The 26108-nt window shown below is 56.3% G+C and carries 26 protein-coding genes and 1 tRNA gene; 16 read left to right on the top strand and 11 right to left on the bottom strand.

Annotation, left to right across the window (positions count from 1 at the left end):
* Window positions 1–8 precede the first annotated feature (8 nt).
* Genes V6942_RS02900 through V6942_RS02890 form a run of 3 tightly spaced genes read left to right on the top strand, consistent with a single transcriptional unit; the run spans window position 9 to window position 1974 of the window.
* A complete protein-coding gene (locus V6942_RS02900) occupies window positions 9–536 on the top strand; it encodes a fimbrial protein (protein ID WP_106929747.1) in 528 nt (175 codons plus the stop codon).
* 12 nt (window positions 537–548) lie between these two features.
* A complete protein-coding gene (locus V6942_RS02895) occupies window positions 549–1052 on the top strand; it encodes a fimbrial protein (RefSeq protein ID WP_106929749.1) in 504 nt (167 codons plus the stop codon).
* Window positions 1053–1068: 16 nt separating this feature from the next.
* Window positions 1069–1974 (top strand): fimbrial protein, encoded by a 906-nt coding sequence (locus tag V6942_RS02890; protein WP_106929751.1) that lies wholly within the window; start codon window positions 1069–1071, stop codon window positions 1972–1974.
* Window positions 1975–2250: 276 nt separating this feature from the next.
* Here V6942_RS02890 and V6942_RS02885 read toward each other — a convergent pair.
* Together V6942_RS02885 and V6942_RS02880 are read right to left on the bottom strand one after the other, a co-directional pair.
* A tRNA-Phe gene (locus V6942_RS02885) sits at window positions 2251–2326 on the bottom strand.
* 105 nt (window positions 2327–2431) lie between these two features.
* On the bottom strand, window positions 2432–3139 hold the full coding sequence (locus V6942_RS02880; protein WP_106925648.1) for a DUF554 domain-containing protein: 708 nt from the start codon (window positions 3137–3139) through the stop codon (window positions 2432–2434).
* Between the two features lie 418 nt (window positions 3140–3557).
* Here V6942_RS02880 and V6942_RS02875 point away from each other — a divergent pair, with 418 nt between their 5' ends.
* Window positions 3558–5693, top strand: a complete 2136-nt coding sequence (locus tag V6942_RS02875; protein ID WP_106925650.1) for an ornithine decarboxylase — start codon at window positions 3558–3560, stop codon at window positions 5691–5693.
* Window positions 5694–5725: 32 nt separating this feature from the next.
* Here the strand turns inward: V6942_RS02875 and V6942_RS02870 are convergent, their stop codons facing one another.
* Together V6942_RS02870 and V6942_RS02865 are read right to left on the bottom strand one after the other, a co-directional pair.
* The gene (locus V6942_RS02870; protein ID WP_106925652.1) at window positions 5726–6418 is read right to left on the bottom strand and encodes a response regulator; all 693 of its coding nucleotides are present in this window, start codon (window positions 6416–6418) and stop codon (window positions 5726–5728) included.
* Window positions 6408–8045 (bottom strand): ATP-binding protein, encoded by a 1638-nt coding sequence (locus tag V6942_RS02865; protein WP_106925654.1) that lies wholly within the window; start codon window positions 8043–8045, stop codon window positions 6408–6410. Before V6942_RS02865 ends, V6942_RS02870 begins: the two co-directional genes overlap by 11 nt.
* 348 nt (window positions 8046–8393) lie before the next feature.
* Between V6942_RS02865 and V6942_RS02860 the strand changes: the two genes are divergently transcribed.
* The 8 genes from V6942_RS02860 to citG are packed head-to-tail and all read left to right on the top strand — an operon-like array spanning window position 8394 to window position 15706.
* On the top strand, window positions 8394–9755 hold the full coding sequence (locus tag V6942_RS02860) for a 2-hydroxycarboxylate transporter family protein (protein WP_106925656.1): 1362 nt from the start codon (window positions 8394–8396) through the stop codon (window positions 9753–9755).
* A 12-nt stretch (window positions 9756–9767) separates the two neighbouring features.
* A complete protein-coding gene (locus V6942_RS02855; RefSeq protein ID WP_106925658.1) occupies window positions 9768–10631 on the top strand; it encodes a fumarylacetoacetate hydrolase family protein in 864 nt (287 codons plus the stop codon).
* 17 nt (window positions 10632–10648) lie between these two features.
* Window positions 10649–11668: a [citrate (pro-3S)-lyase] ligase gene (citC, locus tag V6942_RS02850; protein WP_106925660.1), complete on the top strand. Its 1020-nt coding sequence runs from the start codon at window positions 10649–10651 to the stop codon at window positions 11666–11668.
* Window positions 11669–11684: 16 nt separating this feature from the next.
* Complete coding sequence (citD, locus tag V6942_RS02845; protein ID WP_106925662.1) at window positions 11685–11978, top strand: citrate lyase acyl carrier protein; 294 nt, start codon at window positions 11685–11687, stop codon at window positions 11976–11978.
* A complete protein-coding gene (citE, locus tag V6942_RS02840) occupies window positions 11975–12850 on the top strand; it encodes a citrate (pro-3S)-lyase subunit beta (RefSeq protein WP_106925664.1) in 876 nt (291 codons plus the stop codon). The genes citD and citE overlap by 4 nt, the downstream gene beginning before the upstream one ends.
* Before the next feature lie 10 nt (window positions 12851–12860).
* Complete coding sequence (gene citF, locus V6942_RS02835) at window positions 12861–14378, top strand: citrate lyase subunit alpha (protein WP_182967037.1); 1518 nt, start codon at window positions 12861–12863, stop codon at window positions 14376–14378.
* Between the two features lie 4 nt (window positions 14379–14382).
* Complete coding sequence (citX, locus tag V6942_RS02830; protein WP_333500811.1) at window positions 14383–14922, top strand: citrate lyase holo-[acyl-carrier protein] synthase; 540 nt, start codon at window positions 14383–14385, stop codon at window positions 14920–14922.
* Window positions 14900–15706: a triphosphoribosyl-dephospho-CoA synthase CitG gene (gene citG, locus V6942_RS02825; RefSeq protein WP_106925668.1), complete on the top strand. Its 807-nt coding sequence runs from the start codon at window positions 14900–14902 to the stop codon at window positions 15704–15706. Before citX ends, citG begins: the two co-directional genes overlap by 23 nt.
* A 118-nt stretch (window positions 15707–15824) precedes the next feature.
* Here citG and V6942_RS02820 read toward each other — a convergent pair whose 3' ends face one another.
* The 4 genes from V6942_RS02820 to mutY form a co-directional block, all read right to left on the bottom strand.
* Window positions 15825–17081, bottom strand: a complete 1257-nt coding sequence (locus tag V6942_RS02820; protein ID WP_333500794.1) for a nucleoside permease — start codon at window positions 17079–17081, stop codon at window positions 15825–15827.
* A gap of 242 nt (window positions 17082–17323) precedes the next feature.
* A complete protein-coding gene (mltC, locus tag V6942_RS02815; RefSeq protein WP_106925672.1) occupies window positions 17324–18406 on the bottom strand; it encodes a membrane-bound lytic murein transglycosylase MltC in 1083 nt (360 codons plus the stop codon).
* Between the two features lie 47 nt (window positions 18407–18453).
* A complete protein-coding gene (locus V6942_RS02810) occupies window positions 18454–18729 on the bottom strand; it encodes an oxidative damage protection protein (protein WP_106925674.1) in 276 nt (91 codons plus the stop codon).
* Window positions 18730–18755: 26 nt separating this feature from the next.
* The gene (gene mutY / locus V6942_RS02805) at window positions 18756–19808 is read right to left on the bottom strand and encodes an A/G-specific adenine glycosylase (protein WP_182930039.1); all 1053 of its coding nucleotides are present in this window, start codon (window positions 19806–19808) and stop codon (window positions 18756–18758) included.
* Window positions 19809–19963: 155 nt separating this feature from the next.
* On the opposite strand from mutY, the gene trmB reads away from it, so the two are divergent.
* From trmB to V6942_RS02785, 4 genes are all read left to right on the top strand, one after another.
* Window positions 19964–20683 (top strand): tRNA (guanosine(46)-N7)-methyltransferase TrmB, encoded by a 720-nt coding sequence (gene trmB, locus V6942_RS02800; RefSeq protein ID WP_106925678.1) that lies wholly within the window; start codon window positions 19964–19966, stop codon window positions 20681–20683.
* Complete coding sequence (locus V6942_RS02795) at window positions 20684–21010, top strand: YggL family protein (protein ID WP_065356020.1); 327 nt, start codon at window positions 20684–20686, stop codon at window positions 21008–21010.
* A 110-nt stretch (window positions 21011–21120) separates the two neighbouring features.
* Window positions 21121–21840, top strand: coding sequence for a DUF2884 domain-containing protein (locus V6942_RS02790; RefSeq protein WP_106925680.1), 720 nt, complete (start codon window positions 21121–21123; stop codon window positions 21838–21840).
* A gap of 112 nt (window positions 21841–21952) precedes the next feature.
* Entirely contained in the window at window positions 21953–22957 is a 1005-nt protein-coding gene (locus V6942_RS02785; protein WP_333500793.1) for a DUF1202 family protein, read from the top strand.
* Window positions 22958–23019: 62 nt separating this feature from the next.
* Here V6942_RS02785 and V6942_RS02780 read toward each other — a convergent pair whose 3' ends face one another.
* Genes V6942_RS02780 through V6942_RS02770 form a run of 3 tightly spaced genes read right to left on the bottom strand, consistent with a single transcriptional unit; the run spans window position 23020 to window position 25859 of the window.
* Window positions 23020–24321: a TRAP transporter large permease gene (locus tag V6942_RS02780; protein WP_106925684.1), complete on the bottom strand. Its 1302-nt coding sequence runs from the start codon at window positions 24319–24321 to the stop codon at window positions 23020–23022.
* Window positions 24321–24824, bottom strand: a complete 504-nt coding sequence (locus V6942_RS02775; protein WP_106925686.1) for a TRAP transporter small permease — start codon at window positions 24822–24824, stop codon at window positions 24321–24323. The genes V6942_RS02780 and V6942_RS02775 overlap by 1 nt, the downstream gene beginning before the upstream one ends.
* A 48-nt stretch (window positions 24825–24872) precedes the next feature.
* Window positions 24873–25859, bottom strand: a complete 987-nt coding sequence (locus V6942_RS02770) for a TRAP transporter substrate-binding protein (RefSeq protein ID WP_106925688.1) — start codon at window positions 25857–25859, stop codon at window positions 24873–24875.
* Between the last annotated feature and the right edge of the window lie 249 nt (window positions 25860–26108).

Raw genomic sequence — 26108 nt, 5'->3', positions numbered from 1 at the left:
AAAGGAAGATGAGGAAACCCCAGTACTGGCTGAGCGCCATTTTCGCGCTGGCCGCTGCGAACGCGTATGCCGCCGATAGCACGATCACCATCAGCGGCAACGTCAGGGATAACGGCTGCGCCGTCGCCGGTGAATCCAAAGACTTTACCGTCGACCTGATGAACAACGCGGCTAAGCAGTTCAGCACGGTAGGTGCGACCACGCCAGCCGTTCCGTTTCGCATTGTGCTTTCCCCCTGCGGCGGCGCGGTGAGCGCGGTGAAGGTGGGTTTTGTTGGGGTAGCCGACGCTGAAAACACCCGGTTGTTGAAGGTGGATGGTGGAACATCAGCCGCGGCGGGGATGGGGATTGAAATCCTCGATGGGCAGCAGACCACGCTGCCGCTTAATGCGGCGTCTTCTGCGATTGCCTGGACCACGCTGACCCCCGGCCAGACCAATACGCTGAACTTTTATGCCCGCCTGATGGCCACGCAGCTCCCGATTACGCCGGGCCACGTGAATGCCACGGCGACGTTCACTCTTGAATTTCAGTAAGCGGAGGCGCTGATGAAACGCACCTGTTACAGCTGGCTGCTGGCGGTATCGCTGGTGACTGCTTCTCCAACGCTGTTGGCCGCCGATGTGACCATTACCGTCAACGGTAAAGTGGTGGCGAAACCGTGTACGGTTTCAACCAGCAATGCGGCCGTTGAGCTCGGCGATTTGTATACCTTCAGTTTAATGTCGGCGGGATCGTCCTCCGCCTGGCACAGCGTCGCGCTGGAGCTGAGCAACTGTCCGGTGGGAACGTCGCGGGTAACCGCCAGTTTCAGCGGCACCGCTGATGCCACCGGCTATTACCAGAATCAGGGTACCGCCCGTAACATCCAGCTTGAGCTACAGGATAACGGAGGCAATACGTTGAATACCGGGACCAGTACGGCAGTGCAGGTGGATGAGTCATCACAGTCCGCGCGTTTTCCGCTGCAGGTGAGGGCGCTGTCGGTAAACGGCGGTGCCACCCAGGGAACTATCCAGGCGGTGATTAACGTTACCTATACCTACGCCTGACCAGGAGAAGAGAGTCATGAAAAAAGCGATAACCCTGCTGACGACGCTGCTGCTGGCCGTTTGGTCTGTGAATGCCTGGTCGTTTGCCTGTAAGACCGCCAGCGGGGCGACGATCCCTATCGGTGGCGGCAGCGCTGACGTTTACGTCGACCTTGCGCCCGCGGTGAACGTCGGGCAAAACCTGGTGGTCGATCTCTCCACGCAGATCTTTTGCCATAACGACTACCCGGAGACCATCACTGACTACGTCACCCTCCAGCGCGGATCGGCCTACGGCGGCGTGTTGTCGAGCTTCTCTGGCACCGTGAAGTACAACGGCAGCAACTATCCGTTTCCGACCACCAGTGAAACCTCGCGCATTATCTACAACTCGAGAACCGATCAGCCGTGGCCAACCGTTCTGTACCTGACGCCGATTAGCTCTGCGGGCGGCGTGGCGATCACCTCCGGGACGCTGATCGCGATTCTGATCCTGCGTCAGACCAACAACAAAAACGGCGATGACTTCCAGTTCGTCTGGAACATTTACGCCAAAAATAATGTGGTGGTGCCCACGGGCGGCTGCGACGTTTCTGCGCGTAACGTGACGGTTACGCTGCCCGACTACCCGGGCTCAACGGCGATTCCGCTGACGGTGTACTGTGCGCAGAGCCAGAAGCTGGCCTATTACCTCACGGGGACAACGGCGGACTCCGCCAACTCGATTTTTACCAATACCGCGACCGCCTCTCCGGCGCAGGGCATTGGCGTGCAGCTCACCCGCAACGGTAACATTGTTCCAACCAATAGCACGGTGTCGCTTGGTACGGTCAGCACGTCGGCGGTCAGCCTGGGCCTGACGGCTAACTACGCGCGAACCAGCGGCCAGGTGACGGCGGGCAACGTGCAGTCAATTATTGGGGTGACGTTTGTTTATCAGTAGCTTAGGGTAACTTCCCTGGCAAGGGGCGGGGAGGTTTGGGCGGCGAGGGAACACGATCGTGATGGGATCGTGTTCCCTTTTTGATATACGCGCTGTTTGTGCCTGTAAAGAAAGATGAATACCGTGCGTTTGCGAGCGGTGAGTATGCCCATGCGCGGTTGCTGGGCGAAAGCCAGCGTTCAGACGACCTCAAATAGTGCCGTTATTGTGCAGGTCTTTTGGGGGATTAAACTCTGAAAAGCAAAAACCCAGCCATAGGCTGGGTTCTTTAAATAGTGGTGCCCGGACTCGGAATCGAACCAAGGACACGGGGATTTTCAATCCCCTGCTCTACCGACTGAGCTATCCGGGCAACGGGGCGCATTAAACCGTAATCGCCGCGCCTCGTCAATGAAATTTATAAAATTTGCGGCGAGTTGCACAACATATCACCGCTTTTCCGGTTTTGCACGCTGCATCAGGCAAAAAATGCCGTCCAGGCGGCGGAAATCGGCATTGCCAGCAGCAGTGCTGGCAGCATATTCACCACCGCAAACATCTTAATGCCGCAGATGCGCAGGCCGGTTGCCAGCAGCAGCAGGCCACCGACGGCGGTAAAGTCGGCCATCATCGCCGGAGTGGTCAGTGGCAGGATCATAAACGCGCAAAACGCCAGCGACAGCTGAATGACCAGCATCGGCACGCTGATGATGCAGACCGCAAAACCCAGCGAGCAGGCGAAAATCATGGCGGTGAAGAAGTCGAGAAACGACTTGGCGATAAGAATGGTGGGATCGCCGGTCATCCCTTCGTGCATCGAACCAAAAATCCCGGTACCGCTGGCGCAAAACAGTACGATGATCGCCACGAAGCTCTGAATAAACGTCTCGTGTTCGGGGTTTTTCCCCGGTTTGATCAGCCGCTTTTGCGCCCGCGCCACCGCGTTGTTAATGCCTTTTTCCAGATGACAAAACTCGCCGATCAGCGCGCCAATCAGCGTCGCCAGCACCATTACCGGCATATTGACGCACTTGATGACCAGCAGCAGCCCAATGCCCAGCGAAGCAAGGCCGAAAATAGAGGTCATCGAAACGCGAATGCGTTCCGGCAGACGCTGGCTGAGCAATGCGCCGATCAGCCCGCCGACGAGCACCGCGCTGGCATTAATAAAGGGACCTATTACCACGTTAACTCCTGTTAATTATCGCTAACTCCTGCATTATTATGGACCGATTAATCGGTTCAGTATTTGTTTCTTCGTAGGGTTAGTGCATAAAAATTTCGTCTTGCGCCCTCTGGTCAATGGTGCCATGATTGCGCGAAATTTCTCCTTTCCTCCACGGGGGCAGCCTGCAATGACATTATTGCCATTACATCGCCAATGCCGCTTCGCTTGCTTGCGAAAGCCTGCCCGTTCCGTTTTGCTCACCATGCGGTGAGGTCAACGCATGCTCACTGCAGGACAACAGTAAGATTAGACGCCGTCTGCTTTTACTGATGTCTGGCGGTCGGAGCTGTAACCCAGTTGCACCCAGACGCTTTGTGGGGCAAGGCCAGTAGCTTTGTCCGGGGCTTTTACTCTCCCTGAGTGGGTCGTTGCGCTAATGAAATCAATGAACATTGCTGCCAGTCGTGAACTGGTCTCTCGCCTGTCCAGCCCCCGTGGCGTGGTGGCGCTGGATAGTACCGACTTTACCGATGTGGCAGCAGTCGTCATTACCGTGGCCGACAGCCATAGCGGTATTCTTGCGTTGCTCAAGCGCACCGGTTTTCATCTGCCGGTGTTTGTGTTCTCGACGGACGACCTTCGCGCGCCGGACGGCGTGGAAGCGGTCATCAGCGGCAAAGAGCAGGAGTGGCTGGCGCTGGAAGCGGCCGCCTGTCGCTATGAAGAGAATTTGCTGCCGCCGTTCTTCAACACCCTGACCCAGTACGTTGAGATGGGCAATAGTACCTTCGCCTGTCCTGGGCACCAGCACGGCGCATTCTTTAAAAAGCATCCGGCGGGGCGTCAGTTCTACGACTTCTTCGGCGAAAATGTTTTCCGCGCCGACATGTGCAACGCTGACGTGAAGCTTGGCGATCTCTTAATCCATGAGGGATCCGCCAAGCACGCGCAGAAATTTGCCGCTAAAGTATTCCACGCGGATAAAACCTATTTCGTGCTGAACGGCACTTCGGCGGCCAACAAAGTGGTGACTAATGCGCTGCTGACGCGTGGCGATCTGGTGCTGTTTGACCGTAACAACCACAAATCAAACCACCACGGTGCGCTGATCCAGGCCGGGGCGACGCCGGTTTACCTGGAAGCGGCGCGTAACCCGTTTGGTTTCATTGGCGGTATTGACGAGCACTGTTTTGACGAACGCTACCTGCGCGAGCTGATTCGTGAAGCGGCGCCGGAGAAGGCCGACGCGCCGCGTCCGTTCCGTCTGGCGGTGATCCAACTGGGCACTTACGACGGCACCATCTATAACGCCCGTCAGGTAGTGGATAAAATTGGCCATCTGTGCGACTACATCCTGTTTGACTCCGCATGGGTAGGCTATGAGCAGTTTATCGATATGATGGCGGATACCTCGCCGCTGCTGCTGGCGTTAAACGAAAACGATCCGGGCATTTTTGTGACGCAGTCGGTGCATAAACAGCAGGCGGGCTTCTCGCAAACCTCGCAGATCCACAAAAAAGACAACCATATTCGTGGTCAGGCGCGCTTTTGCCCGCACAAGCGGTTGAACAACGCCTTTATGCTGCACGCCTCAACCAGCCCGTTTTATCCGCTGTTCGCGGCGCTGGACATTAATGCCAAAATTCACGAAGGGGAGAGCGGTCGCCGCCTGTGGGCCGAGTGCGTCGAGCTGGGTATTGAAGCGCGCAAAGCAATTATTGCCAGCTGTAAGCTGATCCAGCCGTTTATCCCGCCGATGGTTGACGGACGCCCGTGGCAAGAGCATTCCACCCAAACCCTCGCCAGCGATAGACGTTTCTTCAGCTTCGCGCCGGGCGCGCGCTGGCATGGTTTTGAGGGCTACGCCCAGGATCAGTACTTTGTCGATCCGTGCAAGCTGCTGCTGACGACGCCTGGGATCGATGCCGAAACCGGAAAATACACCGAGTTTGGTATTCCGGCGACCATTCTGGCCCACTACCTGCGCGAGAACGGGATCGTCCCGGAGAAGTGCGATCTGAACTCGATCCTCTTCTTGCTGACCCCGGCGGAAACGCCGGAGAAAATGGCCCAACTGGTGGCGATGCTGGCCCGCTTTGAGCAGCATATCGAAGATGACACGCCGCTGGCGGAGGTACTGCCGAGCGTTTACAGCAAGCATCCGCTGCGCTACCGCGACTATACGCTGCGCGAACTGTGCCAGGAGATGCACGATCTGTACGTCAGCTTTGAGGTGAAAGATCTGCAAAAAGCGATGTTCCGTAAGGAGAGCCTGCCGAAAGTGGTGATGAACCCGCAGGACGCTAACGGTGAGTTTATTCGCGGCAACGTCGAGCTGGTGCGCATTCGTGACGCGGAAGGGCGAATTGCCGCCGAAGGGGCGCTGCCATACCCACCGGGCGTGCTGTGCGTGGTGCCGGGAGAAGTGTGGGGCGGGGCGGTGCAGCGCTATTTCCTGGCGCTGGAAGAGGGCGTTAACCTGCTGCCCGGTTTCTCGCCGGAGCTTCAGGGGGTGTACAGCGAGAAAGACGCCGACGGCATTAGCCGACTGTACGGCTACGTGTTGAAATAATGGGCGCTAGCCCCTCATCGCGTGGTGAGGGGCTAGGCCGCACTGCGGCGGTACATGCGGCGCGGGTGGCCAATCTTGCCATACAGCATTTCAACGCTTAAATACCCGGATTCCACGCAGTGCTCAAGATAGCGACGGGCGGTGGTTTTACTGAGCCCGGTTTCGCTGACCACTTCGTCAACCGAGAAACAGTGGTTTTCCCGGGCGTTAAACAGCGTTTGTACCCTGGCCAGCGTATTTTCCTCAATGCCCTTGCTGCCGTTGTCCTGACGGTAGTTTTTCGCCTGCAGTAAATAGAGTGAGTCCACGTTTTGCTGGTCGACGATTTTCCACACCCGCTGCTGTTCGGCAAACTGCACGAAGCGTTCAAGCGACTGGCTCAGACGTTTCCACGATACCGGCTTAAGGATGTAGTCAAAGGCGCCGTTACGAATGGCCTGACTACAGGTGTCCATATCGCTGGCGGCGGTGATGAAGATAACCGAGCAGTTGGCGCGGGCCAGCATCGGGTCGCTGATAAGCGTAATGCCCTTACCGTCCGGCAGGTAGTTATCCAGCAGCAGTAGCTGCGGCTGCTTGCTCTGTAGCTGTTGTTGCGCGTCGGCCAGCGAAGAGGCAATACCGACCAGCCGCAGACGCGGGTGCTTGTCGATGAGCTCCGCGTGCAGCTGCGCCAGCTCATTCTCATCTTCCACAATCAGTACATCGATAAGTTCATGTTGCATAGTCGGTATCTTCCAGTTGCTGTGCGGTACGCCGGGCAGGCCCTGCGGCGGGAATGAATAAAGAGAAAATCGTGCCGCTGGGCGCGTTATCAGACACTTCGATCAGGCCGCCCGCCTGGGTGACATAGCTGTCGATAAGGTAGAGTCCGATACCGTGGTCGCCTCGGGTTTTGGTGGTAATGCCGCGCTCAAAAATATGTTCGCGGATCGCCGGCGTAATGCCAATTCCCCGATCTGCGACTTCGATAATCAGCTCCTGTTCGCTGAGCTTAATCAAGATCTCGACCGGCGCGTGCGGCAGCGGCGATCGCTGGGTCGCTTCGATGGCGTTATCAATCAGATTACCAATAATCGAGATCGTCTCCGACTCGCTCAGCGGCGGGAAGGGACGTCGCATCTCGCAGGCCGGGTCGAACTCCAGCACCACGCCTTTTTCACGGGCGCGCGCGGCTTTCCCCAGCAGCAGCCCGCATAACGTGGGGGAACTGAAGCGTGAGGAGATGAAATCCAGTAGCTCCTGCGCGTGTTCCGACTGGGCCTGAATATAGCCAATTGCTTCGTCGTAGCGCCCCATATGCAGCAGACCGGAGAGGGTGGTCATACGGTTAAGCTGCTCATGGCGCATAATGCGCAGGTTATCGGCGTAGCGTTTTACCTGGCTTAGCTGAGCGCTAAGCGAATCGATCTCGTTACGATCGCGAAAGGTAATCACCCAGCCCTGAAGCGCATTTTCCAGCATGATTCGCACGCGGCTGGCGATGACCGTCAGGTCGTTAAAGTGACAGATTTCGTCGTGCGTATCCTGCCTGAGCATGGCGCTGCGCTCGAAAAAGGGCACGAGGGCGATGACGTCGCCGATAGGCTTTCCGCGCAGCTGGCGCGCCGGCAGGCTCAGGCCAAGCAGCTTACGCGCCGCTTGGTTAATGACCTCAATGCGCAGGTTGTCGTCGATAGCGATAACGCCTTCATAGATAGACTCCATCATCGCTTTCTGCTGGCGAACCAGCAGGCCAATCTCGCGCGGTTCAAGAGAGAAGATTTGTTTCTTGATGCTGCGGGTAAAGAACCAGGAGAAAACAAACAGCGCCATCAGCAGAAGCACTGCGGCGATCAGGATATTGACCACTTTGTTGACGGTAATGCTGTCGAGGTAGCTGGTAAGGTAGCCCACGGAAACAATACCGATAACCTTGCCGTGGTCGTCGAAAATAGGCGCCTTGCTGCGCAGGGAAATGCCTAAACCGCCCTGCCGAATGGTGGTGGTGCTTTTGCCCTGGAGCACTTCTTCATTATCGCCGCCGACCAGAGTTTTACCTATCCTGTCGGCAAATACCGAGTGGAACAGATGCAGGCCTTTATTATCACCAATGACAATAAAACTAGCGTCACTACGGGCGGCTATTTTTTGCATAAAGTCACGGATGGCTGGAACGTTTTTCTCGGCAACCTGTTTACGCAAACTGGGAATCACAGCTATTTCTTCTGCCTGTATTTTTGCCCGCCCGCTCATTTCCTGATATAGCTGCTGGCCGACGTCAATATAATAATAGCTACCCAGTAGCGCAAACAGCACCGAGAAAAAGGCAACCAGGGAAATAAACAGTTTTATCTGGAACGATACTTTCATCAGACTCACGCACGGCAGCGACGGAAGCCGACAATATATCATCTTTTTTATCGCCGCTGCCGGGCTTTGCCAGAAACTTGTGATCCCTTGCACAGCCTGGCGCAGAACGAGAGTTATCTGAAAAGTACTCTTTATTAAGGCTAAATTAATAAATCCGCCTGTGGCATTCAGCGCAGAATAGAAACCATAAAAACCACGCCTTTAAATAAGGCGCTAATCACATTAAATAAAAGAAACCATTAAAACCATAGGCGCCATTAAAACTTCGGTTTTAATATGCTATCACTCACATAAAGTAAGCCTTTTGGCCCTTAAGCTAGCCTCACAAAATAACCAAAGGGCTTCATTATGAGCACTACTGATGATTCATTCTCTGTTACCCACGACCCGATAGAAATTCAGCGACCGGCCCTCAAGGAGCGCTGGTGGCATATTATGGACACCTGGAAAGTTGGCATTATTCCGCTGCCCCTGTTCCTGTTGGCCGGGGCGCTTATCGCCATTGATTGCCTGGGCGGTAAGCTACCAAGCGATATCGTGGTGATGGTTGCGACGCTGGCATTTTTTGGTTTTGCCTGCGGTGAGTTCGGTAAGCGTCTGCCGATCGTCGGCAAGCTAGGGGCGGCGGCAATTTGTGCCACCTTTATCCCTTCCGCGCTGGTCTACTACGGGCTGCTGCCGGACGTGGTGGTGGAGTCGACGACGAAATTCTACAAATCGACCAATATTCTGTACCTCTATATCTGCTGCATCATCGTCGGCAGCATCATGAGCATGAACCGTACGGTGCTGATTCAGGGCTTCCTGCGGATCTTCTTCCCCATGCTGTGTGGCGAAATCGTCGGCATGATCGTTGGGATGGGCGTCGGCATGGCACTGGGCCTTGAGCCGTTCCAGATCTTCTTCTTTATCATTCTGCCGATCATGGCGGGCGGCGTCGGCGAGGGGGCGATCCCGTTATCCATCGGCTATGCCACGCTACTGCATATGGATCAGGGCGTAGCGCTGGGCCGCGTGCTGCCGATGGTGATGCTGGGCGGGCTGACGGCCATCATTATCTCCGGTTGCCTGAACCAACTGGGCAAACGCTACCCGCACCTGACCGGTGAGGGCCAGTTGATGCCTAACCGCGCCAACGCCGATACCGCATCCGCACAGCCGGCGCTGTCGGGCAAAACTGACGTGACCACCATTGCTTCAGGCGCGCTGCTGGCGGTGCTGCTGTACATGCTCGGTATGTTAGGTCACAAGCTGATTGGCTTGCCGGCACCGGTTGGCATGCTGTTTATGGCGGTGCTGGTCAAGCTGTGCCACGGCGCCTCTCCACGCCTGCTCGAAGGTTCGCAGGTGGTTTATAAATTCTTCCAGACCTCAGTGACTTATCCGGTGCTGTTTGCCGTCGGCGTGGCTATCACCCCGTGGCAGGAGCTGGTTAACGCTTTCACCCTCAGCAATCTGCTGGTGATCGTCAGCACCGTGTCTGCGCTGGTTGCGACCGGTTTCTTCGTCGGCAAAAAAATCGGCATGCACCCGATTGATGTCGCCATCGTCTCTTGCTGCCAGAGCGGCCAGGGCGGCACCGGCGACGTCGCGATTCTGACCGCCGGTAACCGCATGAGCCTGATGCCGTTCGCGCAGATTGCGACCCGTATCGGCGGTGCAATTAACGTCTCCGTGTCGCTGCTGGTGCTGGGCAACTTCCTCGTTTAATGGAATAGAACAATGAAACTCGCAAGCTTTATCTATCAGGGCGTTCGCAGCTACGGCATCGTGAATGCAGAAGGAATGATTGATCTGGGACGCCGTCTTGGCGACCGCTACGGCGACCTCAAGGCGCTGCTTGATGGCAACGGGTTGGCCGATGCGACCCGCTATCTTCACGATGCCGTCGATGTGCCCATGGAGGCCGTGACCTTCTTACCGGTGATTGAGCATCCGGAAAAGATTCTCTGCGTGGGCATGAACTATGCCGAGAAACGCAAAGAATTTGACCAGCATAACCCGGCACCGACGCTGTTTGTCCGCTTCCCCGACTCGCAGACCGCGCACAACGCACCGGTGCTGAAGCCGCGCCACTCTCGCGAATTTGACTATGAGGGCGAGCTGGCGGTGATCATTGGCAAGGGCGGCGAGAACATTTCGCGTGAGGATGCGCTGCGCCACGTGGCCGGCTACAGCTGCTATATGGACGGCTCCGCTCGCGATTGGCAGCACACCTGGTTTACCGCCGGGAAAAACTGGCGACAGACCGGCGCTTTTGGGCCGTGGATGGCGACCGCCGATGAGATCCCCGACCCGCATAGCCTGGCTATCCGTACCTGGTTGAACGGGCGGATGGTGCAGGAGGACAACACCAGCAGCATGATTCATAAAGTGGCCGAGCTGATTGAGTACATCAGTACCTTCACCCGCTTAAGCCCTGGCGACGTCATCATCACCGGCTCGCCGGGCGGCGTCGGCAAGAAACGTAACCCGCCGCTGTTTATGAAGGAGGGGGACCGTATCGAGGTGGAGATTGAACATATTGGCCATCTCAGCAACATCATCATGGAAGCGCCAGCGAATACGCTGACGGCGGCGCACTAAGTAAGGCAGGCGGCACGATGTACACGCAACCCACTCTCGATTTTCGGGTCAGCATGGTGGCAAAACACCCGGAACGTTTAAGCCCTATCCGTGCGCTGCTGGTGGACAGCGGCCTCGGGCTGGATAGCGATATTACGCTGTTCGTTGAAGCCTGGGACGGCACAAAGCTGGTGGGCTGCGCAGGTCTGGCGGCAAACGTGATTAAGTGCGTGGCGGTCGATGAACAACAGCGCGGCGCGAATCTGAGCGCTCGGCTGCTGGCCGAGGTGGAGAACGTAGCGTTAGCGCAGGGTTATTTCCATCTTTTTCTTTGTACTCGCCCCTGCAACATTGCGCGCTTCGCCCGCAGCGGCTTCTGGCCGATTGCCCAGAGCGGCAACAATGCGGTGCTGATGGAAAATACGCCGCAGGGGATTGAACGCTACTGCCGTACGCTGAGCCTCCAGCGCCAACCGGCTACCCAGGTTGGGGCCATTGTGATGAATGCAAATCCCTTCACCCTGGGACACCGTTATCTGGTGGAACAGGCGGCGGCACAGTGCGGCTGGCTGCATCTTTTCGTGGTGCGTGAAGATGCGTCGTTCTTTCCGTTTCGCGCTCGTCTGGAGATGGTGCGTGCCGGCGTCGCGCATCTGGCGAACGTCACGGTGCACGAGGGATCGCAGTACATCATCTCGCGCGCCACCTTCCCGGCCTATTTCTTAAAGGAAACCGGCAAGGTGCAGCAGGCGTGGAGTGAAATCGACGTGCTGTTGTTCCGCAACTACATTGCGCCCGCGCTGGGGATCACGCATCGCTTTATCGGTTCGGAGCCGTTCTGCGACGTGACCCGCCAGTACAACCAGACGCTGCATATGCTGCTTGGCGACAACATGACCGTGGTAGAGATGCCGCGCATGAAAGCCACCGGGAGCGCGATTTCGGCTTCGGAAGTCCGCCGTTTATTAACATTGCAGCAGTTTTCTCGTATCCGGGACATTGTTCCGGCATCCACTTTCGCGCATCTCGAAGCGCATTACAGCGCGGAAGTTGCATAACTATCAGGACATTATCATGAAAATCATAAGGGAGGCGCTGGCCGGAACGCAGGAGTCCAGCGACCTGATGGTGAAAATCGCCCCCGCCGACGGCGAGCTGGAGATTGTCATCCACAGTGAGGTGATGAAGCAGTTTGGCGAACAGATTCGCCAGGTTGTTGAGCAGACACTGCGCGCGCTGGACGTGCAGCAGGGGCTGATTATCGTGGAAGATAAAGGGGCGCTGGACTGTGTGATTCGCGCCCGTTTGCAAAGCGCGATTCTGCGTGCCGCAGAAGAGCAGACGATCGTCTGGGGGGCGCTGCAATGAGTCAACTTCGTCGCAGTATGCTGTTCCTGCCCGGGGCCAACGCCGCCATGCTCTCCACCGCCTTTATTTACCGCCCGGACTCGATCATGTTCGATCTGGAGGACGCGGTCGCGCTGCGTGAGAAAGATACCGCCCGCCTGCTGGTCTTCCACGCGCTTCAGCATCCGATGTATCAGGATATTGAGACCGTCGTACGCATTAACCCGCTTAGCACGCCGTTCGGCTTGCTTGACCTGGAAGCCGCCGTGTATGCCGGTGTGGACGTGATTCGCCTGCCGAAAACCGACACGCCTGAAGATATCTTTGAGCTGGAAGGCCATCTTGAACGTATTGAGCGCGCCTGTGGGCGTGAGGTGGGCTCGACCCGCGTGATGGCGGCAATTGAATCGGCGGTTGGCGTGATTAACGCCGTGGCGATTGCGCGCAGCTCGCCGCGCCTGATCGGCATCGCGCTGGCGGCATTCGACTATGTCATGGATATGCAGACCGAACGCGGCGATGGCACCGAGCTGTTTTATGCCCGCTGTGCGGTACTGCACGCGGCGCGTGCCGCCGGTATTGATGCCTTTGACGTCGTGTGGTCTGACGTCAACGATGAAGCCGGCTTCCTGCGTGAGGTGGAACTGATTCGCAAGATGGGCTTTAACGGTAAATCGCTGATTAACCCGCGTCAGATTGACCTGCTCCACAATGCCTATGCGCCAACGCAGCAGGAAGTGGATCACGCCAGACGGGTGATTGAAGCGGCAGAAGAGGGTGAACGCAACGGCCTGGGCGTGGTATCACTCAACGGCAAAATGGTCGATGCCCCGATTATTAACCACGCGCAAATGGTACTGGAACGTGCAGCCGCCTCCGGCGTGCGTCGTTAAGGACTTGATAATGAATCAGACAGAACTTCTCCACCTTCATTTCCCCCACCTGCGGGCGCTAAAACCCTTTGATTCGGCCCACAGCACAACGCCGTGGCTGAACTCTCCGCAGGAGAAACGCACCCGAAAACTGTGCGCCTCGATTGAAGACGCGGTGGCGCGCAGCGGCTTAAAAGATGGCATGACCATTTCGTTCCACCACGCATTCCGCGAAGGCGATCGGGTCATTAATCACGTCGTCGCGCTGCTGGCGAAGATGGGCTTCAAGAACCTGACGCTGGCTTCAAGCTCGCTGATGACCTGCAACGATGCGCTGATCGAGCATATTGAAAGCGGCGTGATTACGCGTATTTATACCTCCGGTATGCGAGGTAAGCTGGCGGACGCTATCTCTCACGGTTTGATGGATGAACCGGTACAAATCCACTCCCACGGCGGGCGCGTGAAGCTGCTGCAGGACGGCGAGCTGAAAATCGACGTGGCGTTTCTCGGCGTGCCGTGCAGCGATGAGTTTGGTAATGCTAACGGCACCCACGGTAAGTCATGCTGCGGTTCGCTGGGGTACGCCATGGTTGATGCGCAATTTGCTCGCCACGTGGTGCTGCTGACCGAAGCGCTGGTGCCGTTCCCGAATATGCCCGCCAGCATTGTGCAGGACCAGGTTGACTTCATTGTGCCGGTGGACAGTGTGGGTGACCCGGCGAAAATCAGCGTCGGTGCGGCGCGCGTGACCAGCAACCCGCGTGAACTGATGATTGCCCGCTATGCGGCGGATGTGATTGAACACTCGGGCTACTTTACGCCGGGCTTCTCGATGCAGACCGGTTCCGGCGCGGCCGCCACCGCCTGCACGCGCTTTATGGAAGAGAAGATGGAGCGCAGCGGCGTGAAGGCGCGCTTTGCGCTGGGCGGCATTACCGGCAGCCTGGTCGACCTGCATGAAAAAGGGCTGATTGAAAAGCTGCTCGATACCCAGTGTTTTGACGGGCAGGCGGCGACGTCGCTGGCGCGTAACCCCAATCACGTAGAGATTTCCACCAACGTCTACGCCAATCCGGGCAGTAAGGCTGCCTGCTGCGATCGGCTTGATGTGGTCATCCTCAGCGCGCTGGAGATTGACGTTGATTTTAACGTCAACGTGATTACCGGTTCCGACGGCGTGATGCGCGGCGCATCGGGCGGCCACTGCGACGTGGCGGCAGCGGCTAACCTGACTATCGTCGTGGCACCGCTTCTGCGCAGCCGTATTCCGACGGTCGTCAAGCGGGTGACAACCCGATTGACCCCGGGGGAAAGCATCGATGTGCTGGTGACCGACCACGGTATTGCGGTAAACCCGGCGCGTCCGGAAATTCGCGAACGGCTTATCGCCGCAGGGCTGAAAGTGGTTGAGATTGAGGCGCTATATGCGCGGGCTATCTCGCTGACCGGCCAGCCGAAACCGATTGAGTTCACAGATAAAATTGTCGGTGTGATTCGCTATCGCGACGGTAGCGTGATTGATACCGTGCGTCAGGTTAAGGAGTAGCATGATGACGACGGTGACACCCGTTAGCCCGGGTGTCAGCCTCGAAGCGCTGTTGGCGGCAAAAGAGAGCCGCGCGGCGCGTCAGGCTGACTGGTTAACCCATTATGGACAACCGGTTATCTCGCTCACGCTGGTGACGCCGGGCGCGGTAAAAAATAATCTGCGCTATCGCAATACCATGGGTGTAGCGCTACAGATGTGCGATCAGATGCTGTGGCAAAACGACTGGCAGGTTCTGGACAGGCAGGTGCTGTGGCTGCCTACCGGCCCGGAAGCCCTCTGGTGCATGGGGCATCAGGCGCCGGAGATCAAAGCCCACTGCGCGGCGCTGGAACAGTCCCATCCGCTGGGAAGGCTCTGGGATCTGGACGTCATCTGTCCGCACGCCGGGCATATTGGCCGGCTGGCATTAGGCCGCCATATGCGCCGCTGTCTGATCTGCGATGAGCCAGCGCACGTCTGCTCTCGTTCGCGCCAGCATCCGCTTGAGCAGGTTATTGGCCGCGTGGAGGCGCTGATCGATGGCTGGTTTATTCGCGATTAATACCCGCAACGTCGATGTGCCGGCGCTGGCCGAAGAGGCGCTGTGGCAGGAACTGGATCTGACGCCGAAGCCAGGGCTGGTGGATAAATACAACAACGGCGCGCACCGGGACATGGACCATGCGCTGTTTGTTCGCAGCATTGCGGCCATTACGCCGTGGTTCACCCGGTTTGCCGAACTGGGCGATAAACATGCGCATCGCCCTGCTGGCGAACAGCTGCGAATGATTCGCCCGATGGGTATCGCTTGCGAACAGGCGATGTATGCAGCAACCGGTGGCGTGAATACGCATAAAGGCGGTATTTTCGCGCTGGGGCTGCTTTGCTTTGCCGCGGGCCGGTTGGGTGAGGTAAACCCGCAGCGGCTGTGCCGTGAAGTGAGCGATATCTGCCGCGGTCTGGTTGAACGGGAGCTGGCTTCCCGCTCATCGCTGGCGACCGCGGGCGAGCGCCAGTTTCATCAGTTTGGCCTGACCGGGGCGCGGGGGGAAGCAGAGAGCGGATTCGCCACGGTTCGCAAGGCGCTTTCAGGCTGGAATCGTCGCCATCTGCACGCGCTGCTGCTGCGTTTAATGGCGGTGAACCCGGACAGTAATCTGGTCTCGCGCGGCGGAATGAACGGTCTGCGCTACGTACAGGATTACGCCCACGATTTACTGGAAAACGGTTGGGATGAAGGCGCGCTGATAGCAATGGATAACGCGCTGATTACGCGGAATTTAAGCCCCGGCGGCAGCGCAGATTTGCTGTCAGTAGGATGGGTGCTATCGAAGGTGTCGGCCTGATAAGCGCAGCGCCATCAGGCAGAATGGAACAGATTGCCGGATGGCGGCGTAGCCTTATCCGGCCTACTATTTTGAACCCGGCGTCGCTTTGCTCGGCCGGGTTACGTGGGTAGGAAACTTAGTGGGCAACCGTCTGTATGCCAGCTGGCGTACGTTCATGTTTGTATTTAAACAGCCCCACAAATGCCACCGCCAGAACCAGAGAGTACGCGGCGAAAATCAGCCACACGCTCTGCCAGTCGGTAATGCCGTCCACGGTGTACATCTCAACAACCTTGCCGCTGGCCATACCGCCGAGAATGCAGCCAAAGCCGTTGGTCATCATCAGGAACATCCCCTGCGCGCTGGCGCGGATTTCCGGCTTCACTTCTTTTTCCACAAATACCGAGCCGGAGATGTTAAAGAAGTCGAAGGCGCAGCCGTAAACAATCATCGACAGAACCAGCAGCACGGTGCCGAACGGCGTTGGGTCGCCGTAGGCGAACAGGCCAAAGCGCAGCATCCATGCGAAGATACTAATCAGCATCACGTTCTTGATGCCGTAGCGGCTTAAGAAGAACGGAATGGTGAGGATGAACAGCGTTTCGGAGATTTGTGAAATCGACATCATTACCGAGGCGTGCTGCACGATAAAGCTGCTGGCAAACAGCGGATCTTTATCGAAACTGTGCAGGAAGGTGTTGCCAAACATGTTGGTGATCTGCAGCTCGGCGCCCAGCATCATGGAGAAAATAAAGAAGATCGCCATGCGTTTGTTTTTAAACAGCGCAAACGCGTCCAGCCCCAGCATGCTGCTCCAGCTCTGCTTTTGCTGCTGGTTAGAGACCGGAATATGCGGCAGGGTCAGGGTAAACAGCACCAGGACGACTGACAGCGCGGCGCCGATGTAGAGCTGCATATGGCTCAGCTCGAACCCGGAGAAGCTCACCGCCCACATCGCCAGAATAAAGCCGATGGTGCCCCAGATACGGATTGGCGGGAAGTCGGTCACGATATCCATGCCTGCCGTTTTGAGACGATAGTAGGAGATGGTGTTGATCAGACCCAGCGTTGGCATATAGGCCAGCGAGTTGAGCAAGATAACGAAGAACATTTCTCCCGGCGTGGTGACCTGGGCGGCCATAAACAGCGTGCCTGCGCCCACCAGATGGCAGAAGGCGTAGACCCATTTGGCGCTAATCCACTTATCTGCCACGATGCCCAGCAGCGTCGGCATAAAGACGGCGGCAATACCCAGCGAGCTGTACACCGCGCCAATAGACGCGCCGTCAAATTTCAGCGTCACAAACATGTAGGAACCGAGTGTGGTCAGCCAACTCCCCCACAGGCAGAACTGCAGGAAGGACAGTATCTTAAGCTGCAGCTTTAAATTCATGTTATTTTCCTCACAAAAATGGCCGGATACGCGTTCGTTTAATAACATCCGAAAGCATTATTTGTGCTGATTCTATCAACGGCATAGATGTGACATTGTTAAGCGCCGCAAAAAATTGCAATTATTTTTACTTTGCATAACGAAATAGTGACAAAACTAACATTTTTGTATGAGGTTCAGGCGGAGAGGCCGCCACGCGCGGTGAACATCAGCGCTTGTGACGGCCATATTTGTGAGAATTGTTACTTACGACGATAGCCTTTCTGCGCGGTATTCACTTTGTAGAGATAGCGCCGCGACTCGGCGGACGGATGGCGGCTGGTCAGCGTCTGGTAGACGTCGCCCGGCGTCATGCTGTTGATAATATTCGCCGCCTGCACTTTATCGTTGGAGAACACGCGCAGCACGCTGCCCGCACCGCCGTTATAGGCGGTGATGACCGCATAACGGCGCGAGGTTGGGTTGTCGATGCCGCCGAGATAAATATTGCTGAGAATTGCCAGATAGGCGGTCCCGGTATCAATGTTGCTGGCCGGGTCGAACAGGAAGCTGCGGCTTGGCGTACCGGATTTACCCTGTGAACGGAACACGTCTTTACCGGCGGTATGCTGCACCACCTGCATCAGCCCCAGCGCATCGGAGCGGCTGACGGCGTAGGGGTTAAAGGATGATTCGGTCTGCATAATCGCCAGAATAAGCGATTCGTCGACGCCGTATTTACGCGAAGCCTGGCGTACCATGCCGAGGTATTTATGCGCACGTTTGTCGAGGTGGTTTGGAACAAGGTTAATGGTGATGCTGTAGATGATATGCAGGCCGTTACTGCGTTTTTTCATCCGCGTTTGCAGCAGATAGTCGGCAAAGCGCGCCGCGCGCCATTCCCAGCGAATGGCCTCGCCGGTGTTGTCCACCACCTGGCCGTACAGGAACGGCTCTTTAGAAATTTGAATATCGTCGGCGTCGGAGTAGAGATCGACCGAACCGGGATCGTCGCCCATCAGCAGCGTGGTGATAATCGCCTGACGCAGGCGGGCGGCGGGATCTGTACCGGCAATGGTCTCGACGGTGATGGTGCCTTCATCGAAGTTGATATGGCTACGGGTCTGGTAGCCGTCGGTGTATTTTACGTAGTCTTTCGGTCCGGCGATCAGGACTTCGTTAAAACCCCAGATGTTTTCAATGTTATGGGCGAATTGCCCCATCAGGATATCAAAGCCGTTGGTGTCTTTGACCCACGCCTCATTGTAGGCATCGCCCTTTTTATTTGAGGAACAGGAAACCAGCAGCGGTGCTATCAACGCCAGTGCATAAATTCTTTTTTTCATCATTCCGGGAGCGCGTGTTGTTGTTGTCTTAAAGGCCCGCAGGGCCCTTACTGTTTTTCTGGCGGCGTGTAGCCTTCAATGTGCACATCTTTGCCTTCAAACAGGAAATTAACCATTTCTTCTTCCAGAAGCTTACGGTGCTCCACGTTCATCATATTGAGTTTCTTTTCATTGATGAGCATGGTCTGCTTTTGCTGCCACTGCTTCCAGGCCTCTTTCGAAATCTCGTTATAGATGCGCTTTCCCAGCTCGCCAGGGTAGAGCTGGAAATCCTGTCCTTCGGCGTCGCGCTGCAGGAAAGTACAAAAAATGGTTCTGCTCATAATAAATCCTCTTAGTTCGCCGCTCGCTAGACGAGTGAATCGGCGCGTAACTGCTGCAACAGGCGCTCAACCGGTGCGGCCAACCCGACGACGGGCGGCTGGGCTAAGTTATACCAGAGAGCGCTGCCTTCATCCATGCATGAGGCGAATGAGGACACACTAAGCCACATAGGCACAATGTCCAGATGGAAATGGCTGAAAGTATGGCGGAAGGCGGTAAGCTGGGTCAGGTTTTCGGCCGGAATATGCCGCTCGGCCAGCCACTCGCGCAGCGCCGTTTCATCTGCAAACTGCGGGAAACAGTATAGACCGCCCCACAGACCGCTGGGCGGGCGCTGCTGAAGAAACACGTCGCGCTCGTGCTGCATCATCAGGAAATAGCCGGTACGTTCGGGGATCGTCTGCTTCGGTTTTTTACCGGGATACTGTGCCCAACTGCCGTTGGCGGTGGCGATACAGCCCTTTTCCAACGGACAAAGCGAACATTTGGGCTTCGAGCGGGTGCAGACCATCGCACCAAGATCCATCATGGCCTGGTTAAAGCGCGAAACGCCTTCGGCGGGCGTAACCTGCTCGCTGATGTCCCACAGCCGCTTCTCAACGTCTTTTTTACCCGGCCAGCCGCCGACGGCATAGCAACGGGCCAGCACGCGCTTAACGTTGCCATCGAGAATCGCGAAATGTTTGCCCAGCGACAGCGACAGTATCGCGCCTGCGGTTGAGCGTCCTACGCCGGGCAGCGCCGCGACTTCATCGAAGGTTTCCGGAAAACGGCCGTGGTGCAGCGTCGCCACCTGCTGGGCCGCTTTGTGTAGATTGCGCGCGCGCGCATAGTAACCGAGCCCCGTCCACAGGTGCAGCACGTCGTCGAGGGGGGCATTCGCGAGATCGGTGACCGTCGGGAAGCGCGACATAAAGCGTTCGAAATAGGGGATAACGGTGGCAACCTGCGTCTGTTGCAACATCACCTCTGACAGCCATACTTTGTAAGGCGTTTTTTCGATTTGCCAGGGCAGGGTTTTACGCCCGTATTTGTCGTACCAGTCCAGCACCTGGGCTGAAAATTGAGACGCTTGCATGGTCAAAGCAGTGCTTCCGTTATCGTGCGATTAGGGGGCCAGATTGCAGCACAGCGGTACTATGCTGTAAACAGGAACTTTCCGGTGCTTGCATCCGGCAACTAACTTTGGATAATGCCCGTTTCCCGAACACTCTCACAAGCAGACATATTTTTATGAAGAACGACGTCATTTCACCGGATTTTGATGAAAACGGCCGCCCGCTGCGCCGCATTCGTAGTTTTGTGCGTCGCCAGGGGCGACTGACCAAAGGGCAGGAACACGCGCTGGAAAACTACTGGCCGGTGATGGGCGTTGAGTTCAGCGAAGAGCCTGTCGATTTCGCCGCGCTGTTCGGTCGCGAAGCGCCGGTGACGCTGGAAATTGGTTTTGGCATGGGGGCCTCGCTGGTGACGATGGCGAAAGCACGTCCGCACCAGAATTTCCTCGGTATTGAGGTACACTCACCTGGCGTTGGCGCCTGTCTGGCTTCGGCGCACGAAGAGGGCGTTGATAACCTGCGCGTCATGTGCCATGACGCGGTCGAAGTGCTGCACAAGATGATCCCGGACAACTCTCTGAACATGGTTCAGCTCTTTTTCCCTGACCCGTGGCACAAAGCGCGTCATAATAAACGCCGTATCGTGCAGGTACCGTTCGCTGAGCTGGTGAAGACGAAATTAAAGCTGGGCGGCGTTTTCCACATGGCGACCGACTGGGAAGCCTATGCTGAGCATATGCTGGAAGTGATGTCCTCCATTGGTGGATACCAGAACCTGTCCGAAACAAAAGATTACGTACCGCGCCCGGAATCGCGCCCGGTAACCAAATTTGAACAGCGTGGCCATCGTCTTGGCCACGGCGTATGGGACTTAATGTTCGAGAGGGTGAAATAAATGGCAAAGAATCGTAGCCGTCGTTTGCGTAAAAAAATGCATATCGATGAATTTCAGGAAATCGGCTTCTCCGTCGCGTGGCGTTTCCCGGAAGGCACCAGCGAAGAACAGATCGATCAAACCGTCGACCAGTTTATCGATGAAGTGATCGAGCCGAACAAGCTGGCGTTTGACGGCAGCGGCTATCTGGCCTGGGAAGGTCTGATTTGCACCCAGGAAGTGGGCAAGTGTACTGAAGAACATCAGGCGCTGGTTCGTAAGTGGCTGGAAGACCGTAAGTTTGAAGAGGTGCGCACCAGCGAACTTTTTGACGTTTGGTGGGACTAAGATCTTATATGCACAATATCGTTCAGACGCAGCCAACGCAGAGGCCGCTTGAACGATGACGCGTGTACGGGGCCAGCATTTGCTGGCCCGATTTATCTTGAGGGAAAGTTATGATGCGCAAAACGCTGCTGACGGCAGTTCTTACGTTCACGGCGACCGCCGCCCACGCTGACTACCAGTGCAGCGTCACCCCGCGTGATGACGTGGTGCTCAACCCGCAAACCGTGCAGGTGAAAGGGGAAAACGGCAATCTTATTATTACCCCCAACGGCGACGTCACCTACAACGGCAAGGCGTACACGCTCACCGCGGCCCAGCGCGAGCAGGCCAAAGATTATCAAACGGAACTGCGTAGCGCGCTGCCGTGGATTGACGAAGGCGCGCGTAACCGGGTTGAAAAAGGCCGCGTGGCGCTGGACAAAATTATCGCCAAAGAAGTCGGCGAGGACAGCAATATGCGCGGTCGTCTGACCAAACTCGACGCGCAGCTGAAAACGCAGATGAACCGCATTATTGAGCGCCGCAGTGACGGCCTGACCTTCCACTATAAAGCGATTGACCAGGTGCGTGCCGACGGCCAGCAGTTGGTGAATCAGGCGATGGGCGGCATCCTGCAGGACAGCATCAACGAGATGGGCGCCAAAGCCGTACTGAAAGGCGGCGGTAACCCGCTGCAGGGCGTGCTGGGCAGCCTGGGCGGCCTGCAAACTGCGATTCAGAACGAGTGGAAAAACCAGGAAGCGGATTTCCAGGCGTTCGGTAAAGACGTGTGCAGCCGCGTGGTGTCGCTGGAAGACAGCCGCAAGGCGCTGGTGGGCACCCTCAAGTAAGTGGTTATCGGCTACCTGTGTTCTACGGGTAGCCAGAATCAGATTTCGTTTATCCTTCCCTCCGCCGCAAATTCCGTATGATGCGCTTTTCATACCTAAAAGGAATTTGCCGATGAAGCTCGCCTGGAAATGCGGGACGCTCCTGCTGTGTAGTTTTTCCCTGTCGGTTATCGCCGACAGCAATACCCCCACCGACGACGTTATCAAACAGCAGTTCGCGAAACAGTCTGGCGGCATGATGCATCTTGAGCGCATCAGCCTGCGCCAGCTGGATGCGACAGGCAACCAGGCGACGTACACCCTCGAAGGTGATATGGCTTCTGACGATAATCTCTACACGCCGGTTGGCATGGCCGGGGATTATCTTTTCTATGAAAAAACCTGGACTAAAGGGCGTCCGGTCAAATTTTCGGCGATGATGACCGCCGTGGGAACCCCGGCTTCCGGCTGGACGACGACCTTCTTTTCGATGCAGATGGCCGCCAAAAATGCGGGAAGACCGTTCAGTGAAAGAGAGGATTTAAGCAAATTGCTGGTGGTGAACGATAGCGGCTTTATGGCGCAGTTCGCCAGGCTTGACGCCCAGTTTGCCGACAGCCGCACAACGATAGAAAAGCAGAAAAAACAGTATGATGTATTGAAAACACAGGTGGTCGAGTTAGATGAACAGATGGCGCGCTCGTGGGGAACGGACGCCAACGGCAAGCCGCTGGACCGCAGCGCGGTACAGCAGGCGATGAACGCCGAAATCTACGCCGTTGACCGCCGAAACGATATGGCGAAGTTTGGTAATCAATACTATATCAACGTGTATGAGCCCGCGCTGGTGGCCTGCCAGAAGAAAGCGGTGTGTGATGCAGAGCCCATTCGTGCCGCCCGCGATAAGGCGCTGGAAGAACAGAAGCAGGAATATTATCGCCAGCATAAGGCGATCGGCGACAAGGTCAATGCGCGCATGGCGGCGATGGAGGAAAAGGTTGAGCCGCTGCGTAAGAAACGTGAAGCGCTGCGCGGGCAAATGGTGGTGCTGGAGTCGAGTAATGACGAATTGCAATATGAGGCAACGCGCTGGCAGGAAGGGGTCGAGAGAATGCGTGAGAAGGGGGTGATTCCATAAGGCGCCCTGCGCGAGCGGAAATACCCCGGCTTCGCTGCGCTCGGCCGGGTTATTTCCTGGAATTACATCAGCCCCAGCAGTTGCGGAATGAACAGCGAAATCTGCGGGATGTAGGCAATCATCATCAGCGCAACCAGCAGGGCGGCGTAGAACGGCAGCAGCGGTTTAATCAGCTGCTGAATTTTCACACCGGAGATCGAGCAGCCGACAAACAGCGCGCTGCCGACCGGCGGCGTGAGCAGGCCGATACACAGGTTAGCCACCATCATGATGCCGAAATGTACCGGGTCCATCCCCAGGTCCTGGGCAATCGGCAGGAAGATCGGCGTAAAGATCAGCACCGCCGGCGTCATGTCCATAAAAATACCGACGATCAACAGCACGATATTAATAAGCAGAAGGATCACCAGCGGATTCTCGGAGATCCCCATCAGCGTGTCGCTGATCATGTAGGGAATATCCGCGTTGGTCATCGCCCACGACATGCCGACGGAGAAACCAATCAGCAGCAGCACGATGGAGGTTGTGACCACCGACTCTAAAATCAGCTTCGGCAGATCGCGCCATTTCACCTCACGGTAGATGATGACCGACAGGATAAAGGTGTAGACCACGGCAATAGCCGAGGCTTCCGTGGCGGTGAAGATCCCCCCCAGAATGCCACCCATTACGATAAGCACCAGCAGCAGGCTCGGCAGCGCATCAAGGAATGCTTTTGCCGCCTGGGCGCAGGTCGGGCGTTCCGACACGGGATAGCCGCGACGTTTGGCGATGATGGCGCAAACCACCATGATCGACAGGCCCATCAGAATGCCCGGCAGGTAGCCCGCCATAAACAGCGATGCGACCGAAACGCCGCCTGCGGTAAGGGAGAAGACGATCAGCACGTTGGAGGGCGGGATAAGCAGCCCGGTAATGCACGATGAAACGTTCACCGCAGTGGAAAACGCCGGGTCATAGCCCTTCTTGGTCTGGATAGGATGCAGGGTGCCACCGACGGCCGCCGCCGCCGCAACCGCAGACCCTGAAATCGAGCCGAACATCATATTGGCCAGCACGTTAACGTGGCCCAGCGAACCGGGCACGCGGCCGACCATCACCTGCGCGAGGTTAATCAAGCGTATGGCGATCCCCCCGCTGTTCATCAGTGTACCGGCAAAAATGAAGAATGGAATCGCCAGCAGGGCAAAGTTGTCCAGGCCGTTGGCCAGGCGCTGAGAAACGGTGATGACGGCGATATCCCAGGGGAACATCAGCAGCATCGAGGCGACGGTCGCGATCCCGATAGAAAATGAAATAGGCACGCCAATAAACACCAGTACGAAGAAGGCGCCGAACAGCGTGAGTGCGATATACCCGTCCATTAACACGCTCCTTCCGCGGTTTGTTTCAGGCTAAGCAGGCCATTGGCGATAAACCAAAGGGCGTAGAACATCATAATGAGGCCGGACAGCGGCAGGATCAGATAGACGTAGCCCATCGGAATTTGCATCGCCGCAGAGACCTGCGCGGTGGCCAGCGTTTTCGCGATTAGCTTCAGGCCGCCGGTGACGATCACCGAGCCAGAGAAGATAAAAATCAGCAGGTTAATCACCACGCCCAACAGCGTTTGCTTACGCGGCTTGAGCGTCATGGCCAGCAGGTCGATGGCCAGATGGCGCTGGGCGCCAACGGTATAGGCTGCGCCGAGCAGGCCGACCCAAATCATCAGAAAACGCGCCAGCTCGTCGGTGAGGGTACTGGGCTGGTTTAACACGTAGCGGCTGAACACCTGCCAGACGACGCAGACGACCAGCGCCACCATGACCGCGATGGAAAACGCGGCGATCGCGCGGTCCACCGCCTGTTTAGTGCGGGTAAAAATCATCGTTTAGTATCCTGGTGAACGCGGGCCAGAGGCTGGCCCGCAGGGCGGTTATTCTGCGGCGGCTTCAAATTTGGCCAGCAGCGCGGCCTGTTTTGGATCTTTCTTGAAATCGTCGAACAGCGGCTGAACGGCGGCGCGGAACGGCGCTTTGTCGACCTTCACGATTTCACCGCCCATGGCTTTCGCCTGTGCACGGGTATCGGCGTCAATTTTGTCCCACAGCTTCTGCTGGTAGGTTTCTGAGGCTTTGGCGGCCTTCATCAGAATCTGCTGTTGCTCCGGGGTCAGCTTGTCCCACGTTTTGGTCGAGATGACCAGGAAATCGGGAATAGAGGCGTGCTCGTCTTCAGAGAAGACCTTGGCTATTTCAATATGACGCGTTTGCACCCAGGACGGGACGTTATTTTCCGCGCCGTCAACCACCCCCTGCTGCATTGCGGTATAGACTTCACCGAAAGAAATTGGCGTCGGCGAGCCGCCCATTAATTCAATCATTTTCAGCGTCGTTGGGCTGGCCTGGACGCGAATTTTTAAGCCTTTTAAATCTTCTGGTTTGGTAATCGGTTTTTTCGCATAAAAGCTGCGGGTGCCGGCAACATAGGCGGAAAGCGCAAAGAATCCTTTATCTTTTGTCGACTCCATTATTTCTTTGCCAACGTCGCCAAATACCACTTTATTAAAATGCGCCTGGTCTTTAAATAAGAAAGGCAGGTTATAAATGGCATAGACGTTATCGAAGGATTCAAGATCGCTGGCTGACCCCTTGGTTAAATCGAGTGCGCCGTTTTGTAGCAGTTCCATGGTTTCACGAGCGCTGCCCATCTGGCTGCTGGGATAAATACGAATGGTCATTTTGCCGTCTGATAACTGCTTGACCTCTTTGGCCATTTCCTCAAATGCCTGGTGAACGACGTGGCTGCGCTCGAGGTTATGCGCCAGCTTCAGCGTGACTTTTTCAGCGGCGCTGACTCCGGCAGAGAGTAAGGCAAAAAGTGAGGCACAGATCAGCGTTTTGCGAAAAGTGAGAGATTTCATTAATAGGCTCCATGCACATTTATTATGGTGGTTTATATCTATGGGTATAGCTGTATTTTCTGTATGACATATTATCCTGGTTGTCAGACATCTTTACGCTATCCCTCTCACACTTTTAAATTATCTACGCATTAAATGCGGTTTTTGTGCGCTGTATTATATTTATGGGGTATGTGTAATTAGCTATTAATATTTCTATTAAATATTAGCGTTAGAATTGTTCGGGAAGTATTTTGGTTATTGCTCGGA

Source organism: Kluyvera genomosp. 2 (assembly GCF_036759865.1).
GTDB classification, from domain to species: Bacteria; Pseudomonadota; Gammaproteobacteria; order Enterobacterales; family Enterobacteriaceae; genus Kluyvera; species Kluyvera ascorbata_B.
Note: the sequence above shows the minus strand (reverse complement) of the source record. Positions and strands in the feature narration are given on the sequence as shown.

Excerpts from the sequence above, each read along its gene's own strand:
- V6942_RS02900 (WP_106929747.1), top strand. The coding sequence starts at position 9 with ATGAGGAAACCCCAGTACTGGCTGAGCGCCATTTTCGCGCTGGCCGCT.
- V6942_RS02895 (WP_106929749.1), top strand. The coding sequence starts at position 549 with ATGAAACGCACCTGTTACAGCTGGCTGCTGGCGGTATCGCTGGTGACT.
- V6942_RS02890 (WP_106929751.1), top strand. The coding sequence starts at position 1,069 with ATGAAAAAAGCGATAACCCTGCTGACGACGCTGCTGCTGGCCGTTTGG.
- V6942_RS02875 (WP_106925650.1), top strand. The coding sequence starts at position 3,558 with ATGAAATCAATGAACATTGCTGCCAGTCGTGAACTGGTCTCTCGCCTG.
- V6942_RS02870 (WP_106925652.1), bottom strand. The coding sequence starts at position 6,418 with ATGCAACATGAACTTATCGATGTACTGATTGTGGAAGATGAGAATGAG.
- V6942_RS02865 (WP_106925654.1), bottom strand. The coding sequence starts at position 8,045 with ATGAAAGTATCGTTCCAGATAAAACTGTTTATTTCCCTGGTTGCCTTT.
- V6942_RS02860 (WP_106925656.1), top strand. The coding sequence starts at position 8,394 with ATGAGCACTACTGATGATTCATTCTCTGTTACCCACGACCCGATAGAA.
- V6942_RS02855 (WP_106925658.1), top strand. The coding sequence starts at position 9,768 with ATGAAACTCGCAAGCTTTATCTATCAGGGCGTTCGCAGCTACGGCATC.
- citC (WP_106925660.1), top strand. The coding sequence starts at position 10,649 with ATGTACACGCAACCCACTCTCGATTTTCGGGTCAGCATGGTGGCAAAA.
- citD (WP_106925662.1), top strand. The coding sequence starts at position 11,685 with ATGAAAATCATAAGGGAGGCGCTGGCCGGAACGCAGGAGTCCAGCGAC.
- citE (WP_106925664.1), top strand. The coding sequence starts at position 11,975 with ATGAGTCAACTTCGTCGCAGTATGCTGTTCCTGCCCGGGGCCAACGCC.
- citF (WP_182967037.1), top strand. The coding sequence starts at position 12,861 with ATGAATCAGACAGAACTTCTCCACCTTCATTTCCCCCACCTGCGGGCG.
- citX (WP_333500811.1), top strand. The coding sequence starts at position 14,383 with ATGACGACGGTGACACCCGTTAGCCCGGGTGTCAGCCTCGAAGCGCTG.
- citG (WP_106925668.1), top strand. The coding sequence starts at position 14,900 with ATGGCTGGTTTATTCGCGATTAATACCCGCAACGTCGATGTGCCGGCG.
- V6942_RS02820 (WP_333500794.1), bottom strand. The coding sequence starts at position 17,081 with ATGAATTTAAAGCTGCAGCTTAAGATACTGTCCTTCCTGCAGTTCTGC.
- mltC (WP_106925672.1), bottom strand. The coding sequence starts at position 18,406 with ATGAAAAAAAGAATTTATGCACTGGCGTTGATAGCACCGCTGCTGGTT.
- V6942_RS02810 (WP_106925674.1), bottom strand. The coding sequence starts at position 18,729 with ATGAGCAGAACCATTTTTTGTACTTTCCTGCAGCGCGACGCCGAAGGA.
- mutY (WP_182930039.1), bottom strand. The coding sequence starts at position 19,808 with ATGCAAGCGTCTCAATTTTCAGCCCAGGTGCTGGACTGGTACGACAAA.
- trmB (WP_106925678.1), top strand. The coding sequence starts at position 19,964 with ATGAAGAACGACGTCATTTCACCGGATTTTGATGAAAACGGCCGCCCG.
- V6942_RS02795 (WP_065356020.1), top strand. The coding sequence starts at position 20,684 with ATGGCAAAGAATCGTAGCCGTCGTTTGCGTAAAAAAATGCATATCGAT.
- V6942_RS02790 (WP_106925680.1), top strand. The coding sequence starts at position 21,121 with ATGATGCGCAAAACGCTGCTGACGGCAGTTCTTACGTTCACGGCGACC.
- V6942_RS02785 (WP_333500793.1), top strand. The coding sequence starts at position 21,953 with ATGAAGCTCGCCTGGAAATGCGGGACGCTCCTGCTGTGTAGTTTTTCC.
- V6942_RS02780 (WP_106925684.1), bottom strand. The coding sequence starts at position 24,321 with ATGGACGGGTATATCGCACTCACGCTGTTCGGCGCCTTCTTCGTACTG.
- V6942_RS02775 (WP_106925686.1), bottom strand. The coding sequence starts at position 24,824 with ATGATTTTTACCCGCACTAAACAGGCGGTGGACCGCGCGATCGCCGCG.
- V6942_RS02770 (WP_106925688.1), bottom strand. The coding sequence starts at position 25,859 with ATGAAATCTCTCACTTTTCGCAAAACGCTGATCTGTGCCTCACTTTTT.